The organism is Vibrio sp. 1CM23M (genome assembly GCF_023161755.1).
In the GTDB taxonomy this organism is placed as follows: domain Bacteria; phylum Pseudomonadota; class Gammaproteobacteria; order Enterobacterales; family Vibrionaceae; genus Vibrio; species Vibrio coralliirubri.
In genome coordinates this window covers 714,360-729,819 of sequence record NZ_JALNTR010000003.1, presented here as the reverse complement: position 1 = coordinate 729,819, position 15,460 = coordinate 714,360, and the positions used below count along the sequence as shown (strand labels likewise).

Here is a 15,460-nt window from a genome sequence, read left to right as displayed (position 1 = left end):
ACAATTATGAATCTTTTAAAAACTAGCCTAGCGCTTGCCATCAGTTTGGTTGCAACGTCTTCTATGGCAAACAGCTTGGATCAAGCTCAATCAATTCAAAACAAGACCAATAACGCATCGGCTTCGAGCCAAAAGGTTATTGATAAAAGCTCACAAGCGACTTTAATGCTGCAAGCTGAGATTGAGCGTCTGCAAGAAGAAGTGAAAAATCTAGAAATCTATCACGATCACCTTGCTGCATTGGTTGAAAGCCAGAATCAAGAAGCTCAAAGCATTGAAGAGCAGATCGAAGAAATCAAATACACACGCCAAGGTGTTGTGCCATTGATGTATCAAATGATCGATGGTCTTGAACAGTTGGTAGAGAAAGACGTGCCGATTAAGAAAGAACAGCGTCTAGAAAGAGTAGAAAAGCTACAAGCAATGATGACTCGTGCTGACGTAAGTGATGCTGAGAAATACCGTCGCATCCTAGAGGCATACCAAATTGAGATGGACTACGGCATTAAGCTGGGTGTGTATCAAGGTCGTGTTGCATTGAGCAGCGACAGAACGATTGAAGCTGACGTGTTGCACCTAGGTCGTATCTCTTTGGTGGCTCGTAACCTAAACGGCAGCCAATACTGGTCTTGGAATCAAACACAAAATCAGTGGCAGGAGCTAGATTCTTCAATGAAGTCTGAGCTAGATAAAGCTTACGATATTGCAAGCCAGCAAGCGGCGCCAAGCCTAATTACTTTACCTGTTTCTTTAACTGTTGCGGAGGTTAAGTAATGAACCTAAAGCCATTAGCAGCATTGCTTTGCATTACGTCTATTTCATTTTCTGCTTTCTCAGCATCAGACGCGACGGCTCAGCTAGTTAATAAAGCAAAATCAGAGAGTCGAACTCAAGCTTCTCACAACGTAGTGCGTGAAGCTGATTTCAAAAAGACAGAACAAGAACTGAAAGCGATCAAAGCGCAACTTGAAGCGAAACGTACCTCTATCCAAGGTGCGACAGATGTTCTGACTCAAACCTTCAGTGATAACGAAAACAAGCTTGCTCGTTTAGAAGAGAAGCTGCGTTTAGAAACCGGTAGTTTAGGTGAGCTGTTCGGTGTCGTTCGTCAAAACGCAAAAGAACTCGGTGCAGAACTTAGCTCAACAGTGAACAGTGTTGATCGCGCTGAACACACTGCAACTGTTGATCAAATCATTGATGCTAAATCACTGCCTTCAATGCCACAGCTGACCGGTTTGTGGATGAGCATGGTTGAACAGATCCAAGCGAGCTCTGAGCTTAGCAAATCTCAAATTGCATTCATCAATGGTGAAGGCAACACACAAACTGTCGACGCTTATCGTTTAGGTTCAATCGGCCTAGTAACAGACCAAGGCTATGTTAGCTGGAACACTCAGCGTGAAGATGCGATTGCGTATCTGAAACAGCCATCGAATGGTCCAACTTTAGCATCGCTATCTACATTAGCGAATGGCGACGTGTCTAACGTGGTTGTCGATCCTTCTCGTGGGTTCATGCTAGAGCAACTAGCGCTAACACCAAGCCTAGCTGATCGCCTTCAAGCGGGTGGTGTGGTTGGTAAAGTGATTCTTGGCTTGCTTGCAATTGGCTTAATCATCGCATTAGTTCGTGGTATTTCTTTGGCTATCGCTCGCCAGAAAATTCGCGCTCAACTTAAGAACCCAGAGCAAGTGGGTGATAACCCTCTAGGTCGTGTTCTTGCGGTTTACAACAAAGAGCAAAACCAAACCGTTGAAGCACTAGAACTACGACTTTTAGAAGCGGTAGTGGATGAACAAACTCACCTAGAGAAAGGTTTATCGATGCTAAAACTTCTAGCGGCACTTGCTCCAATGTTAGGTCTTCTAGGTACTGTAACCGGCATGATCGAAACATTCCAAGTGATCACACAGTTTGGTAATGGCGACCCTAAAGTTATGGCTGGTGGTATTTCGATGGCACTTGTAACAACGGTGCTTGGTCTAGTTGCTGCAATGCCATTGCTATTAGCACATAACATTCTTAGCACTCAGTCAGAGAACATTCGTAATATTCTTGAGAAGCAGGGTATTGGCCTTGTTGCTGAGCAGGCAGAAAAGACAGTTGAATCAAAAGCTGTTGTTTCACCAGTTGGGACTGCTGCGTAATGGATATTTTGTCGGGTTCTCTATTACCAGCGAGTTGGTTAACGAGTGACTGGCTGCTGTCTTTATCAAGCTTTATGGAGCAGGGCGGTTTCGTCCTGTGGTGGCTAGCGGCTGTCGTCCTAGTATATTGGGTGCTTGTGGTAGAACGCGTGCTTTATCTTGCGTTCTACTTTCCAAAGCAGCGCCAAGCTTGGATTACTAAGTGGCATGAAAGAGAAGATCACTCTTCTTGGCATGCCAAAGCCATTCGTGAAGGTTGGTTGGGGCAAGCGAGTATCTTACTTAACCAAAACTTGAACTTTATTAAGTTGTTAGTCGCTATTTGTCCGATGCTGGGCTTGTTAGGCACTGTAACCGGTATGATCTCTGTTTTTGATGTCATGGCGACTCAAGGAAGCAGCGACCCTAAATTGATGGCTTCAGGTATCTCGTTGGCAACGCTGCCAACCATGGCGGGTATGGTTGCTGCACTAGCGGGCATGTTTGTTCACGCTCGCTTAGCGAAAGTGTGTAACCGCTTAGAATTGAAATTAGAAAAATCTTTAAGGAGTCAACGATGAGACTCGGTCGACGTCATTCTAAAAACGAAGAGGCTCAAATAGACCTTACTTCGATGCTTGATATTGTATTTATCATGCTTATTTTCTTTATTGTGACCAGTTCATTTGTTCGCGAATCAGGGGTTGAAGTCAATCGCCCACAAGCGTCTAACGTAGTAAGCCAAAAGGATGCGGGCATCTTTGTTGCGATTACTTCTGCGAATGACATCTTCATCGATAAACGTGTTGTTGATGTTGAACGTGTCCAAGCAACGTTAGAACACTTGTTGCTAGAACAACCTGATGCTTCTTTGGTTATTCAAGCGGATGAACACGCTTACAACGGTACGGTTGTTAAAGTGATGGACGCCGCTAAAGGTGCGGGTGTTAAAAACATCGCGCTTGCTGCTGAAAAGCGATGATCTTGGAGGATCTTCATAAATGATTCGCCTATTTCTTGCTTTACCTCTAGCGGGTGCATTGGGCTTAGCTCTGTTTTCTTTTATGGCTTGGATGGTCGATAATGGCCACCAACGTTCACCAGACAACAGTGAAACGTTAAGTTTCAACATGGTCATGGTGGAACAAGAACAAGAAGTTCAAAGAAGACAACGTGCAGTCCCTGAAAAACCAGAAATGCCAGAGCCGCCACCGGAAGCGCAAACGTCACAGTCACAAGCTGAAGTTACGCCTCTGAATTCGATGTCTTCACTGCCTTCTTTAGATTTGAATACATCCATTGACGGCCTAGCGATTAACGCTCCGACATTTTCTGATTTTGGGTCAAACCAACAGGCAATGCCTCTGTATCGAGTAGAACCTCGTTACCCAGCTAAAGCGCTGAAGCGTGGCGCTGAAGGCCATGTCATTATGTCTTTTACCATCGACGAAACGGGACGCCCAATTGACATTCAAGTCACTGACGCAAACCCACGTCGTATGTTTGAACGTGAAGCGATGAGAGCACTTAAAAAATGGAAATATCAACCAAAAGTCGTCGATGGAAAAGCGATAGCTCAGGTTGGTCAAACCGTGAAACTAGAGTTTAAGTTGGCAAAATGATGAAACAGATATGGATATTAGTGGGCTTGTTGTTAATGCCCCTTACAACACAAGCGCAAGAGCTATCTCAATATACTGCCATTCGTGTTCAAAAGGCGCATAAGCTTGCTCAAGATGAACATGTTAAACAGGCAATTGATGTACTTGCAAGTTTGGAGCTTTCTAAAGGTTACGACAAAGCATACGTAGCTCGTATGTTGGGTGTGTTTTACTGGCAAGATGGCAAAACTGACGTGGCGATTAAGCAGCTAACTTATGCCGTTGATACGAATTTGTTAGTCGATGAGCAGGCTTGGATAACCAAGCGAATGCTGGCTGATTTATTGTTGAACGATCAGCAGTTTAAAAACGCGCTTCCACACTACTACGAGTTAGTTAAAACAGCGCCAGAAAAAGAAAAGAAAGACACGCTTTGGATGCGAATTGCACAAGCTGAATACCAAATTGAAAACTGGTCGAAAGTCCTAGTGGCCATCGGTAATCACGACAAGTTCAATTCAAAACAAGAGTTATCACCTCTATCGCTAAAACTGGGCGCACAGCTTCAGTTAAAGCAGTGGAAACAGTCGATTCCTACACTGGAAAGCCTCATTGAACTCCAACCAGAAAAAGACAACTGGTGGCGTCAACTTGTGGGTATTCAGTTAAGACTAGAACGTAACCGCGATGCATTGAACACGCTAGCGCTAGCTGATCTACAAGGTGTTGATTTGAAGAACTCAGATCGCCGCTTGCTTGCACAGCTTTACGCGAAACGTGGTATTCCAGAGCGCGCAGCACAAGAAATTAGTAAGCTAGATGATGCGAGCAGCGACGTTCAACTTCTAGCAGAGCAAGCAACCTACTGGCAGCTAGCGAAAGAGTGGGACAATGCGATTGAAGTGTGGACGTTAGCGTCTAAAAAAGACACTCAGTATCATTGGAATGTGGCTCAGCTATTGGTTCAGCAAGGTTACTACGACCGAGCTCTGGTTGTTTTAGATAAAGTGAAAGACAAAAACAAACAAGCCGACGTTGCGTTAGCGAAAGTGCGTTCATGGTACAAGTTAAAGAATCTTGATAACGCCCTTGCTCAAGCCAAGCGTGCGAACAACATTGAGCCATCTTCTGAGGCAAAAGGCTGGATTAAATACCTGACTCAGCTTAGAACGGTAAGCGACAACGGAAACGTTTAACCGCTCATCGCAAACAGAAGACAAGAACAGCACATAAGAACCAACACAAGCAAAAGGGTGTCATTTGATCGTTCAAATGACACCCTTTTTAATTCTAGCGACTTAAGCTCATCTAGCGTTATTGCTCGGTTGGACTGGATTGACTAAGGCTCGCACATCGTGCCACTAAGCGTTGCACTTTGAATTGCGCCACTGGTGTTAGCGACCCAGTTAATGGTGCAGTCACGATAAGGGTTCTTAAAGGCATGTAAAGTGTAACCATTGTCTAGTGGTTTCTTCGTCTCAACCCAAGCATAGTTTCGAGATGCCCAAAAGCTAATAGGGCGTGAGCGTTCGGTTAGATACTGCTCTTGTGCATCGGTTATGTTTGAACCGATGTATTCTTGGACGTGCTCTTCTGTGTTGCTCATTTGGCTACTGCACGCTGTTACGAGCGCGGTAAAAGCCAAAACAATAATACGCATTTCAAAATCCCTTTAAGCCTAATTAGCTATCGTTAAATCGGTTATTCGTCTGTATTTAACAAACCGCATCAACCGAAGAGTCCGCCGTTTGTGTATGATCTTCAAAATGATCCAATAGCCCCAAAGGTTAATAGTCACGAAGCTTAAATAGTCCCAACTTTCATTCCTTAAAGCCACAACTGCTAACTTAAACCAACCTCAATCAAGCATGTTGATATTGAGACTTTTTGAGGTTTGACCTTACTATCGATGACCTCAAATACAAGCTATCCATTCCCTTTAGTACAAGTTAGCAAGAATATGCATACAGTTCGATTACTTCCCATGTAATGTTATGTAAATTTCCTTACGCCGCTCGGCAAACGTAAACAATGTAAATTGAATGCCAATACGAATGATTATCAACTAAATTGACGCCATAAAATTTATAGGTATTGGTTTGTATGTCGTTAAAAAGTAGGGCGGTTCAATCATGGGCTCGTCGACTTCATGTTTATATTTCAATGGCACTTCTGTTCGTTGTTCTTTTCTTCTCAGTGACAGGTATCACCCTGAATCGACCTGAGTTATTTGAGTCAAGCCAACCTAATATCCAACGCTCTACTTTAGAGCTTCCTACGAGTTTGTTCACGATCCAAGACGGGCGATTAAAAGCCGATGAAAATGCCTTCGAAGCATTTCTGTTTGAAGAGGCTAATTTATCCGGTGTTCCTTCTGGTTTAGACATCTACGCCGAAATTGAAGACGGTGAGTTGCTGATCGGTGAAGTGTCTATGGACTTCAAAGGACCAGGTTACAACGCGTCTGTATTTGTTGATGTGACATCTGAAATGGTCGAGGTCGAAACCACGAACTACGGCGCGATTGCACTGTTGAACGACCTACATAAAGGCCGTAACAGCGGTGAGGTGTGGAAATGGTTCATCGATATCACTGCACTATTGATGGTCTTCTTTGTACTTACCGGCGTGTGCTTACTGTTACCTAAGAAAAAAACACTCAACACCTCCATTAAATGGACGGTATTTGGCTCTGCAATCTCACTTGCTATCTATTTTGTCGCCGTACCTTAACCCTTAATTAGCTTGATGAAGCGGTTTGATGAATCAGCTTGAAGAACGAATTAAAGGTTAAACGGATTTAAAAGGTTGTTAAACATGAAAAAAATGAACTGGAGCAAGGCGCTTCTTGCTTTATCACTTTTGCCAAGCCTAGGTATGGCACAAGCGATTCCTGATACGGCAAAACTTGATGTCAGCTTCGAGCTTCCAAAGATTGATACCTCTATGTATGCGCGTCCTTATGTGGCGGTGTGGGTAGAGAACAGCGAACGAAAGTCAGTGAAAACCATTGAGCTTTGGGTCGGTAAAGATGAATGGCTGAAAGATTTACGCAGCTGGTGGAGAAAAGTTGGACGTTACGACCGTGAGCTCGTTGACGCCGTGACATCCGCAACGCGTCCTGCTGGCAAGTACCGCTTTGTTTGGGATGGTAAGAGCGATGACGGTCAAGATCTAGAGCAAGGCGAATACACGGTTCATATCGAAGTTGTTCGTGAACACGGCGGCCGTAACTATCTTCGTCAAAAAGTATCACTCACAGATTCAAACGCTTCTTATGAGCTAAAGGCAACAGAAGAGACGGGTGAAATCACACTGAATTACATCGCTAAATAGTAAGTGCGAACAGTAAAACCAAGCAGAACAGAATAGACAGTGGTCATCGTAGGCTCAGATAGAGCGACACGGCTAACAATTATAAATAATGGAATTGAACATGATGAAACAGACAAAAATCAAAGCACTTGCTCTAGCGGGTGTGATGGCATTCGGCCTAGTAGCAACGACAACGGCACAAGCTCACCCACGTTGGATTTTGCCATCACACTTTACCGTATCGAAAGAAGGCGGTGATTGGCTAACGTTCGATGTGACTGCGTCTCACGGTACGTTTGTTTTTGATAAGCCTGCAGGCAGCGAAAATGCACATGTCATCATGCCTGATGGCCGTAGCGAGCGTCCTAACTTTGTTGTTCGCGGTAAACGTCGTTCAATCTTCGATTTCTACTTTGAAGAAGAAGGCACACACAAAGTTGCAATTAACAACCAGCCATCTTACTACACACAGTACAAAGCGGGCCGTCGTGACACTGTGAAATGGATCAAAGCAAACAAAGCGGAACGTGACTCTGTACTTCCTGAAAAATCACGTGACGTGGTAACACAAATCAGCTTCACTCGTGCTGAAAGCTACATCACAGTAGGTAAGCCAACGGATTCAGTATTCAAAATTGAAGGGAAGCTTCTAGAAATGAAGCCTGTGACACACCCTTCAGACATCGTTGAAGGCGAACCAGTCACGTTCCAATTCTTCTACAACGGTGAAATTCAAAAAGACGTGAAAGCTGAGATCACTCGTGAAGGCACGCTTTACCGCAACCACCAAGAACAGATTGATGTAGTGAGCGACGAGAACGGCGAAATCACGTTCACTCCAGATGTAGCGGGTCGTTACGTAATGAAAGCGAACTACAAAGGTGAGTTGATTGACAACCCACTGGCAGACAAAGCAAGCGCGAACGTTCACCTAACGTTCGAAGCACTGCTTCAATAGTCTGTGATGTCGGGGCTAGATCCCTGATTAAGCAACCAAAAAACTTAAGGGCTCATTTGAGCCCTTTATCGCTCAGTTTACTACTGAGAATTAGCACTGTGGCTAGGGTACGAACCATGACAATAAAAACAAAACTAAAATCGATAATCACTCCATGCTTGGCTCTGGGACTTGGTTTCGCTGCATTACCTGCGCAAGCACACTTTCCATTGATGAGCTGCTGGTTTGAAGGCAAAACTGTGGCTTGCGAAGCGGGCTATTCAGACGGTAGTAAAGCGATTGATTACGCGGTTGAGATGTATGACTACGAAGACAACTTGATTGCAAAAGAGATGACGGATAAGCGCTCTATTGTTGAGTTTCCAAACCCTGACACTGAGTTCTACCTTGTGTTTGATTCAGGCCACGAGTTTCCTGTTGAAGTAGACGTTGTTGAGATCAGAGAAAAATGATGATTCAAGGCGTACGTGCTGACACGGGCGGCAGAGAAGGCAAATGGGTAGGGCTGATCATTGTGTTCATTCTGAGCTTTGCCACGGTTGCTATCCCATTTCATCAAGCAGAATCGCATATCAAAGCGGTACTTGATCATCAAATCTTAGTGACCGATGTCGAGCAAGAAAACTTGGCGATGTTATCAGAGCTTCGCTTGGCTCATGAAGAGATTCGCGACCTTCATATGGACTCTGACGGCGAATGGCCAAGTGTTGCGTCACTTAAAGAAGAATGGGTCGCGCCATTTGTAGAAGACCAGAGTTGGAAGCGCAAAGGTTCTCATACTTGGTTATTAGACGCTCGTGGTTATTACTTTTCTGCACCAAGTGAACAAGCTACGCCAACCGAACACGGCTTCGCTGATTCCTTTATTTTGAACGCCAACAGCGTTTCTCCTGAAATCTGGATTTACCTGGGTGGCGTAGCAAGTCAACCGACTAATTTTGATGAGAACGCACTTGAATCTGCGGGCTGGAAAATGGTCGTCAATGAATCAGAAGTTGAGCAGCATGATGCTTCTTCTCATTAAACAATCCGGCTTATAAAAATGCTCACTAATAATAAGAGAATTACTATGCGAATTATGACTCTATTGATGTCGTTATTGACGGTGTTAATGACACCCAATGCATTGGCAAAAGAATACAAGGTCGACAGCGATAAGCTGACGATTGGCATAACCCTTCAGCCTTACTACAGCTACGTAAAAGCCGTGGTGGGTGACAAAGTGAACATCCTTCCTTTGGTTGATGCTGGCTTTAATCCGCATAACTACTTGCCACAACCGAACGACTTGAAGCGATTGAGCCAGATGGACGCCATCGTGGTAAACGGTATTGGCCATGACGACTTCGCACTAAAAGTAATCTCAGCTGCGCAACGTGATGACTTAGTGGTGATCGAAGCGAACAAAGAAGTGCCCTTACTTCCAGCATTAGGCCAGTCTGTGGGTCAAGGCGCGGTGAATCCGCACACGTTTGTTGGACTTTCGACAACAATTCAAAAGGTTTACACCATCGCGAGTGAAGTATCTAAGCTCGACCCTGACAACGCGGCTTTTTATCGTAAGAATGCACGTAAATACGCAAAGCAATTTCGCTTTATGAAGCGCGATGCGATGTTGTCATTAGGTGAGCTAGATACATCAGGTATGAAGGTAGCGACTACGCACAATGCGTATGGCTACATTCTTCAAGAGTTTGGTGTGGATGTCGCGGCGGTTATTGAGCCTGCACACGGTGTTGAGCCAAGTGCGAGTCAGCTGCAAGAGACGATCGAAAAGATCCGCGCATCGGGCATTGATGTACTGTTCTACGAGCTAAACATGCCAAACCGTTTTGTTGACACGATTGAAGCGGAAACTGGCGTTCAGCTTTACCGTTTTTCTCACATGACGCACGGCGAATATCAAGACGACAAAGTTGAAGTTGAGATGAAAAAGAACCTAGAGACGTTAATAGAAGCAATGAAATTTGCGGCTGCGAACCAAGCTAAAAGCGGGAACGCATAATGTTAGGTCCATCGATTTCAATCAATCAACTCGGTCTGCAATATGACAACAACGTCATTCTTGACGATATCTCACTAGAACTTAAATCGGGTGAGTGCCATGTAATCATGGGGCCAAACGGCGGTGGTAAAACCTCTTTGCTGCGCTCTGTTCTTGGATTGACGCCTTTCTCTGGGCAAATCAATATTCATTGGCCAGAAAAGCCAAGTATTGGTTACGTTCCACAAAAAGCGACTTTCGAATCGAGCTTACCCCTGACGGTAATGGATTTCGTACTGCTTAACCAAACTCGAATCCCGCTATTTTGGCGTCGTAAGTCTAAGCAGTTGGATCTCGCACTCGCGCAATTGGATCGTGTGGGTATGGCGACACGTAGCGATCGCCGAATGGGACAGTTATCGGGTGGTGAGCAGCAACGTGTGTTGTTTGCTCAAGCGCTATTGGATAACCCAAGTCTACTGGTGTTGGATGAACCAACGACCGGTATGGATGAACAAGGCGTTCGTTATCTTGAATCGCTGATTCGTGAATGTGTTGACGAGGGTCGCACGATCCTTGCGGTTCATCACGATGTAACCGCAGTACGTCGCCTTGAAGCCAATGTACATGTTGTGAATCGATTCTTGGTGGATAGTGGTCCACACGAACAGGTACTACACCCAAGTAAGATTGAAAGCTTATTCCAGCACTACAGCAGTGGTGCTGCGATGAACAAACCGAAGGAGGTTGCGTAATGGATTGGCTACGACAACTTGCCGTAAGTGGTGTTGAAGCGGGTTGGTTATCTGACAGCTTCATGTATGCGTTCATGGTCAATGCACTGGTTGCTGCATTGTTACTGGGCCCGTTACTAGGTGGCCTTGGTACTTTGGTGATTGCTAAGCGTCTGGCGTTCTTCTCTGAAGCGGTAGGCCACGCGGCATTAACCGGCATCGCCATTGGTGTGTTGCTTGGCGAGCCACCAGAAAACCCAATTATTGGTCTGTTTAGCTTCTGTATGATCTTCGCGCTGCTTCTTCACTTTGTAAGAAACAGAACCAATGTGCCATACGATACCTTAGTTGGCGTTTTCCTTGCTTTAGCACTGGCAGTGGGTGCGGCGTTACTGATGTACGTGGCGCGCAAGATCAACATTCACATGCTTGAGAACGTACTGTTTGGTTCGATTTTGACGGTAACAGACCAAGACTTAGCAATTCTCGCGGGCAGCTGCGCGATCATTATTTTGCTCTTGATACCGACGTTCAACCGTATTCTTTTGACCTGTATCAGCCCTGATATTGCCAAGGTTCGTGGTTATAACACCAGTTTCTACGACTACTTGTTTGTCATGATGATCACCTTAGTGACGATTGCAGCGGTGAAGATTGTGGGTGCGGTACTCGTTGGTGCGTTATTGCTGATCCCAGGTGCTACCGCTCGATTGCTAACTAAACGCATGGGAAGCTTCGTTTTGCTGTCGGCTTTACTGGCAACGGTCGCGTGTTTAGTTGGAACCGTCTTACCTATGGAATTGAAACTACCAGTACCTTCGGGCGCTTCAATCATCATCGTTTCTGCGACATTTTTCTTAGCGGCAACGCTATACCGAATTGTAAGAAAGGCATAATCATGACTTCTTTAATGAATCGTATCTCAAGTTCAGTGAAGGCAACGACTCAAGTAGGCGCACTAACTAGCTTATTGTTGGCTGGCTCAATGGTGTCTATCAGTGCTAATGCCGAGGATATCCTCACCAGTACGCCTGTGACTTATGCCTTGGCGACAGAGCTAACCAAAGGCACTGACATTACCACCGAATATCTGCCACCAAAACGCTACGGCATTGATCGTCTGCCAAATTGGTTTGGTACAAAGGGCGCAAGCAAAGTCCTTCAATCAGGAGAAAAGGCGACCGTAGCATTAACGTTGTCATCCATCTGGCAAGCTGACCCAACTTTTGTTTACGCAAGACAGGGCAATATCCGTTTGGTTGAAGTGGATGCTGCTCAAGCGATCACACCGCGTGCTCAAGGTGTTGCCGCGCTGACGTTATCAAATGGCGTTGTGTCTAAATACGCATGGTTAAACCCAACCAACTTAACGCGCATGGCGGTGATTGTTGCTGATGACTTTAAGTTATTGTGGCCAGCGCAAGCTGAGACCATTGATAGCAACCTACAGCGTGTAATGCTTGATGTGCGTGAACTGATTAACAAGCAACAAGCAGTCTTACTGGATAACGATGTAGATTCAGTATTGTTGCTTTCAGAAAGCTTGGAAGATTTCGCTTCAGGTACTCAACTGTTTGTTGAAGAACGTATGTTCAAAGCTGAACTGGAATGGACAGAACAAGACAAAGCTAAACTCAAAGCGATGTTTTCAGAAGACGATGCACTATGGTTAGTCACAGCGAAAAAGCCAACTAACTTAATTAAGTCTCTAGTACCTAACGAGCGTATCTTAGTGGTTGATTCCGTTGACCGTTGGGGACGAGCGGGGATTAATGCAAAATCGCCGTTTGCACGCTGGGAAGTTCAGCCTTTCAAAGGTAAAGTGGCTAAAATAAGTTAGCTAATAAACCACGTAATGAAAAAAGTACGATCAAAAAAGCAGCCCAATGAGAGGCTGCTTTTTTTGTTCTTGTCTGTTGGCTCGTGGAAGAGTGTCAGACAAGAGAACTGCGAGTTTACAACTTACTCTGCAGCTTTTGTCTCTTCGGCTTCAACAGTCGCTTCAACTGTGCCTTCGGCTTGCTCTTGAGCGGCTTTAGCTTGTTCTTCAGCTTCCATTTTTGCACGGTCAGCTTTAGAAATGTAGCGAGGCTTGTTGCTACTATGCAGTTTAGAATTCGCCTGTTTCTGCTTCTTTTTTAGAATTTGATTGATTTTTTTCTTACGGTTCATTGCTGCATAGCCTTGTATTTAGTTTAGGCGGTGGAGGATAATCATTTTAGCTTTAGAACTCAATATTTACATGGTATTCAGCAAGGAAAATATCACTATGCAGGCCGTCGAGACCGAACGTTTACGATTAAGAATGATCACGCCTCAAGATGCGGCGTTTATTCAGCGATTATACAGCTCAGAAGATTTCCTGCGTTACATTGGAGACAAGGAAATCAGCGAAACTAACAAGGCAGTTGAATACATCAAAAACAACATTCTTAAGATGCATGAAGAGAAGGGTGTTTGCCTATTGATGGTCGAAATGAAGGGCTCATTAACCCCAATTGGTATTTGCGGGTTAATTAAAAGAGATACCTTAGACTCGCATGATATTGGCTATGGCTTTGTTCCAGAGGTGTATGGTCAAGGTTTTGCTCAAGAAGCGGCACAAGCAATAATCGAACAAGCTAAGCAGAATGCTGATATCGATCATTTAGTTGCCATCACCACCTCTGATAACATTCGAAGTATCGCATTACTGACTAAGTTGGGTTTTGCGTTTGAGCGAGTCGAAGACGTATTAAGTGAAAGCGTCAATCTCAACCTGTACGGTTTTTCTCTGGGCAATTAATCATGTTTCAACATAACAACATTCTTCAAGGTGAACTCGCAACGGAGTACAAAACCGTGATTGCGATGGTGCACATCTACTGTAAAGATCACCACGGTGCAGTGCGTCAGAATGGCGCGTTATGTGAAGAGTGTGAGCAACTGTTACGCTATGCCGAAACGAGACTTGACCGTTGCCCTTATGGTGAAGCCAAACCGACCTGCAATAAGTGTCCGATCCATTGCTATAAGCCCGATCCTAAAGAGCAGATGCGTTTAGTGATGCGCTATGCTGGGCCAAGAATGTTACTCAAGCATCCGATTTTAGCGATCAGACATTTGATACATGAAAAGCGAAAAGTGCCTGAGAAGCCGCTGCCGAACGTATCTAATCGTCATATCCGAATGAACAAGAAGTAAGTGGCGCTTGAAAGTAATTTCTAAAGAAACGAAAAAGGTCTGATTTCTCAGACCTTTTTTGATGTAGATACGATTTATCTAAGCTTGAATATAGCCAGGTAACTGTAACTTACGCCGCTTGTGGTTCTTCATAAGTAACCGTTAGGTTGTTGATCCAGCGTCGGCTTAGGTAGCGATGAGAACAAATTGCCAGTTTCACCACTTCTTCTACCAACATCAAACCATAGATGTATTTGAAATCCCATCCAGCGACAAACGCGCCGTAAACACATACTGGAATACCCACCATCCACATCGCGATGAAGTCCATGCGAAGGCAGAACGCATTATCACCACCAGCGCGAATGATACCGTTGATGATCACCATGTTCAGCATACGAATCACCACAGCAAAACACATAATGGTCATTGCAGGTGAAGCGAGTGGGTAAAGTCCATCTGTAGAAAGATTCAGCCATGTTAGAACATGCTCTTTGCCCATAAACAGTAGCAATCCAACAACCGCGCCAAATCCAACGACGGCTTTAATGAAGGTCAGCCCCATACTCATTGCGTCATCAAACTCATCACGGCCTAATGAATGACCAAGCAACACTGAACACGCTACCGAGATACCAAAGAAAATCGAATAACACAACGATTCAAACGGTGCGAGCATAGAGAACACGGCAAGTTCCGTTGTGCCCATGTGGCCGAAGATCATTTGGTACGCCATAGTGCCCATTGCCCATAACACGGCATTCATCGTTAGTGGCAAAGCAATACGACGGTAAGACAACCATAATGATGGACGATGTGGTGAGCTAGGCGTGGTTAACAACCAGTGTTTACGCATGCGCATGTAGCTATACATCAAGCCGACTTGAATTGCGCGAGCGAGTGTCGTCGCCAATGCTGCACCTGCTACGCCCATAGCAGGAATACCAAAGGCACCTTTGATTAGAACGAAATTAAGCGCAATGTTGAGTGCAATGGTCACCGCGCCCAATAGTAGCGGAGTTACGGTGTCACCTGAAGAGCGCATGCTTGCTTCTACTACGACAACAATGTGAGTCAGTAGTAGAACAGGGAAGCCATACCATAGGTAAGTCGCGCCAAGTTCAATCACGGTTTGATCGCTGGTTTGCAACATCATTAAAAACTGAGATCCAAGAGTGATGATTGCAGTAACAGGCAACAGAACTTTTAAGCCAAACACCATAGCGATAGATGATACTGTTCGCGCGCTTTTTCGGTCGTTCTTTCCCCAGTATTGAGCGACTAATGTTCCGTTTGCTGAGGCCAACCCTGCCATAATCATAATAGCAACGAAGTGCCATTTTGATGCAATTCCCACAGCCGCAGCTGCTTCCATACCATAATCACTGACCATTAATACGTCAGCAAGGGCAAGAATAGCGACAAGTGCACTTTGCAAAGCAACAGGTAAACCTAGTTTAACGATACGAGGTAAGATGCTCTCTGGCTTGTTATTCATAGATGAGTTAGGGTTGATGTTAGTTGTCATAAGCTCTCCGATTTATGGCAGAACTATAGTGATTTGAGCGAAGTAACAA

Annotated in this window: 20 protein-coding genes; 17 read left to right on the top strand and 3 right to left on the bottom strand. The window is 44.9% G+C overall.

Annotation, left to right across the window (positions count from 1 at the left end; genetic code table 11):
* Positions 1-6: 6 nt before the first annotated feature.
* Genes MSG35_RS14145 through MSG35_RS14120 form a run of 6 tightly spaced genes read left to right on the top strand, consistent with a single transcriptional unit; the run spans position 7 to position 4,926 of the window.
* Positions 7-774, top strand: a complete 768-nt coding sequence (locus MSG35_RS14145; RefSeq protein WP_017069119.1) for a DUF3450 domain-containing protein — start codon at positions 7-9, stop codon at positions 772-774.
* A complete protein-coding gene (locus MSG35_RS14140) occupies positions 774-2,150 on the top strand; it encodes a MotA/TolQ/ExbB proton channel family protein (protein ID WP_248384353.1) in 1,377 nt (458 codons plus the stop codon). The genes MSG35_RS14145 and MSG35_RS14140 overlap by 1 nt, the downstream gene beginning before the upstream one ends.
* The gene (locus tag MSG35_RS14135) at positions 2,150-2,710 is read left to right on the top strand and encodes a MotA/TolQ/ExbB proton channel family protein (RefSeq protein WP_004731144.1); all 561 of its coding nucleotides are present in this window, start codon (positions 2,150-2,152) and stop codon (positions 2,708-2,710) included. Before MSG35_RS14140 ends, MSG35_RS14135 begins: the two co-directional genes overlap by 1 nt.
* The gene (locus MSG35_RS14130) at positions 2,707-3,111 is read left to right on the top strand and encodes a biopolymer transporter ExbD (RefSeq protein ID WP_004731145.1); all 405 of its coding nucleotides are present in this window, start codon (positions 2,707-2,709) and stop codon (positions 3,109-3,111) included. Before MSG35_RS14135 ends, MSG35_RS14130 begins: the two co-directional genes overlap by 4 nt.
* 19 nt (positions 3,112-3,130) lie before the next feature.
* Positions 3,131-3,751, top strand: coding sequence for an energy transducer TonB (locus tag MSG35_RS14125; protein WP_048612627.1), 621 nt, complete (start codon positions 3,131-3,133; stop codon positions 3,749-3,751).
* A complete protein-coding gene (locus MSG35_RS14120) occupies positions 3,748-4,926 on the top strand; it encodes a BTAD domain-containing putative transcriptional regulator (RefSeq protein ID WP_248384352.1) in 1,179 nt (392 codons plus the stop codon). The genes MSG35_RS14125 and MSG35_RS14120 overlap by 4 nt, the downstream gene beginning before the upstream one ends.
* 143 nt (positions 4,927-5,069) lie before the next feature.
* Here MSG35_RS14120 and MSG35_RS14115 read toward each other — a convergent pair whose 3' ends face one another.
* Complete coding sequence (locus MSG35_RS14115; protein WP_050642847.1) at positions 5,070-5,390, bottom strand: hypothetical protein; 321 nt, start codon at positions 5,388-5,390, stop codon at positions 5,070-5,072.
* Positions 5,391-5,833: 443 nt separating this feature from the next.
* Here MSG35_RS14115 and MSG35_RS14110 point away from each other — a divergent pair, with 443 nt between their 5' ends.
* From MSG35_RS14110 to MSG35_RS14070, 9 genes are all read left to right on the top strand, one after another.
* Positions 5,834-6,463, top strand: a complete 630-nt coding sequence (locus MSG35_RS14110; protein WP_050642846.1) for a PepSY-associated TM helix domain-containing protein — start codon at positions 5,834-5,836, stop codon at positions 6,461-6,463.
* Positions 6,464-6,547: 84 nt separating this feature from the next.
* Positions 6,548-7,066, top strand: a complete 519-nt coding sequence (locus tag MSG35_RS14105) for a DUF2271 domain-containing protein (protein ID WP_248384350.1) — start codon at positions 6,548-6,550, stop codon at positions 7,064-7,066.
* A 100-nt stretch (positions 7,067-7,166) separates the two neighbouring features.
* Positions 7,167-8,003 (top strand): DUF4198 domain-containing protein, encoded by an 837-nt coding sequence (locus tag MSG35_RS14100; RefSeq protein WP_248384349.1) that lies wholly within the window; start codon positions 7,167-7,169, stop codon positions 8,001-8,003.
* 116 nt (positions 8,004-8,119) lie between these two features.
* On the top strand, positions 8,120-8,455 hold the full coding sequence (locus MSG35_RS14095) for a hypothetical protein (protein ID WP_102314044.1): 336 nt from the start codon (positions 8,120-8,122) through the stop codon (positions 8,453-8,455).
* Entirely contained in the window at positions 8,452-9,027 is a 576-nt protein-coding gene (locus tag MSG35_RS14090) for a hypothetical protein (protein ID WP_248384348.1), read from the top strand. The genes MSG35_RS14095 and MSG35_RS14090 overlap by 4 nt, the downstream gene beginning before the upstream one ends.
* A gap of 45 nt (positions 9,028-9,072) precedes the next feature.
* Positions 9,073-10,008: a zinc ABC transporter substrate-binding protein gene (locus MSG35_RS14085; RefSeq protein ID WP_248384347.1), complete on the top strand. Its 936-nt coding sequence runs from the start codon at positions 9,073-9,075 to the stop codon at positions 10,006-10,008.
* Positions 10,008-10,742, top strand: coding sequence for a metal ABC transporter ATP-binding protein (locus MSG35_RS14080; protein ID WP_248384345.1), 735 nt, complete (start codon positions 10,008-10,010; stop codon positions 10,740-10,742). The genes MSG35_RS14085 and MSG35_RS14080 overlap by 1 nt, the downstream gene beginning before the upstream one ends.
* Positions 10,742-11,617: a metal ABC transporter permease gene (locus MSG35_RS14075; protein WP_017067856.1), complete on the top strand. Its 876-nt coding sequence runs from the start codon at positions 10,742-10,744 to the stop codon at positions 11,615-11,617. Before MSG35_RS14080 ends, MSG35_RS14075 begins: the two co-directional genes overlap by 1 nt.
* Before the next feature lie 2 nt (positions 11,618-11,619).
* Positions 11,620-12,561 carry an ABC transporter substrate-binding protein gene (locus tag MSG35_RS14070; protein WP_248384344.1) on the top strand — a complete coding sequence of 314 codons (942 nt, stop codon included), beginning with the start codon at positions 11,620-11,622 and terminating at the stop codon, positions 12,559-12,561.
* 122 nt (positions 12,562-12,683) lie between these two features.
* Here MSG35_RS14070 and MSG35_RS14065 read toward each other — a convergent pair whose 3' ends face one another.
* Complete coding sequence (locus MSG35_RS14065; protein WP_048608234.1) at positions 12,684-12,893, bottom strand: DUF2986 domain-containing protein; 210 nt, start codon at positions 12,891-12,893, stop codon at positions 12,684-12,686.
* Positions 12,894-12,990: 97 nt separating this feature from the next.
* On the opposite strand from MSG35_RS14065, the gene MSG35_RS14060 reads away from it, so the two are divergent.
* Together MSG35_RS14060 and MSG35_RS14055 are read left to right on the top strand one after the other, a co-directional pair.
* Complete coding sequence (locus MSG35_RS14060) at positions 12,991-13,506, top strand: GNAT family N-acetyltransferase (RefSeq protein ID WP_248384342.1); 516 nt, start codon at positions 12,991-12,993, stop codon at positions 13,504-13,506.
* A gap of 2 nt (positions 13,507-13,508) precedes the next feature.
* Positions 13,509-13,904 (top strand): nitrous oxide-stimulated promoter family protein, encoded by a 396-nt coding sequence (locus tag MSG35_RS14055; protein ID WP_050622357.1) that lies wholly within the window; start codon positions 13,509-13,511, stop codon positions 13,902-13,904.
* Between the two features lie 109 nt (positions 13,905-14,013).
* On the opposite strand, the gene MSG35_RS14050 is transcribed toward MSG35_RS14055, so the two are convergent.
* Positions 14,014-15,411, bottom strand: a complete 1,398-nt coding sequence (locus MSG35_RS14050) for an MATE family efflux transporter (protein ID WP_086968084.1) — start codon at positions 15,409-15,411, stop codon at positions 14,014-14,016.
* Between the last annotated feature and the right edge of the window lie 49 nt (positions 15,412-15,460).

What these genes read in the sequence shown, in the direction of transcription:
- MSG35_RS14145 (WP_017069119.1), top strand. Translation starts at nt 7, where the DNA reads ATGAATCTTTTAAAAACTAGCCTAGCGCTTGCCATCAGTTTGGTTGCA.
- MSG35_RS14140 (WP_248384353.1), top strand. Translation starts at nt 774, where the DNA reads ATGAACCTAAAGCCATTAGCAGCATTGCTTTGCATTACGTCTATTTCA.
- MSG35_RS14135 (WP_004731144.1), top strand. Translation starts at nt 2,150, where the DNA reads ATGGATATTTTGTCGGGTTCTCTATTACCAGCGAGTTGGTTAACGAGT.
- MSG35_RS14130 (WP_004731145.1), top strand. Translation starts at nt 2,707, where the DNA reads ATGAGACTCGGTCGACGTCATTCTAAAAACGAAGAGGCTCAAATAGAC.
- MSG35_RS14125 (WP_048612627.1), top strand. Translation starts at nt 3,131, where the DNA reads ATGATTCGCCTATTTCTTGCTTTACCTCTAGCGGGTGCATTGGGCTTA.
- MSG35_RS14120 (WP_248384352.1), top strand. Translation starts at nt 3,748, where the DNA reads ATGATGAAACAGATATGGATATTAGTGGGCTTGTTGTTAATGCCCCTT.
- MSG35_RS14115 (WP_050642847.1), bottom strand. Translation starts at nt 5,390, where the DNA reads ATGCGTATTATTGTTTTGGCTTTTACCGCGCTCGTAACAGCGTGCAGT.
- MSG35_RS14110 (WP_050642846.1), top strand. Translation starts at nt 5,834, where the DNA reads ATGTCGTTAAAAAGTAGGGCGGTTCAATCATGGGCTCGTCGACTTCAT.
- MSG35_RS14105 (WP_248384350.1), top strand. Translation starts at nt 6,548, where the DNA reads ATGAAAAAAATGAACTGGAGCAAGGCGCTTCTTGCTTTATCACTTTTG.
- MSG35_RS14100 (WP_248384349.1), top strand. Translation starts at nt 7,167, where the DNA reads ATGATGAAACAGACAAAAATCAAAGCACTTGCTCTAGCGGGTGTGATG.
- MSG35_RS14095 (WP_102314044.1), top strand. Translation starts at nt 8,120, where the DNA reads ATGACAATAAAAACAAAACTAAAATCGATAATCACTCCATGCTTGGCT.
- MSG35_RS14090 (WP_248384348.1), top strand. Translation starts at nt 8,452, where the DNA reads ATGATGATTCAAGGCGTACGTGCTGACACGGGCGGCAGAGAAGGCAAA.
- MSG35_RS14085 (WP_248384347.1), top strand. Translation starts at nt 9,073, where the DNA reads ATGCGAATTATGACTCTATTGATGTCGTTATTGACGGTGTTAATGACA.
- MSG35_RS14080 (WP_248384345.1), top strand. Translation starts at nt 10,008, where the DNA reads ATGTTAGGTCCATCGATTTCAATCAATCAACTCGGTCTGCAATATGAC.
- MSG35_RS14075 (WP_017067856.1), top strand. Translation starts at nt 10,742, where the DNA reads ATGGATTGGCTACGACAACTTGCCGTAAGTGGTGTTGAAGCGGGTTGG.
- MSG35_RS14070 (WP_248384344.1), top strand. Translation starts at nt 11,620, where the DNA reads ATGACTTCTTTAATGAATCGTATCTCAAGTTCAGTGAAGGCAACGACT.
- MSG35_RS14065 (WP_048608234.1), bottom strand. Translation starts at nt 12,893, where the DNA reads ATGAACCGTAAGAAAAAAATCAATCAAATTCTAAAAAAGAAGCAGAAA.
- MSG35_RS14060 (WP_248384342.1), top strand. Translation starts at nt 12,991, where the DNA reads ATGCAGGCCGTCGAGACCGAACGTTTACGATTAAGAATGATCACGCCT.
- MSG35_RS14055 (WP_050622357.1), top strand. Translation starts at nt 13,509, where the DNA reads ATGTTTCAACATAACAACATTCTTCAAGGTGAACTCGCAACGGAGTAC.
- MSG35_RS14050 (WP_086968084.1), bottom strand. Translation starts at nt 15,411, where the DNA reads ATGACAACTAACATCAACCCTAACTCATCTATGAATAACAAGCCAGAG.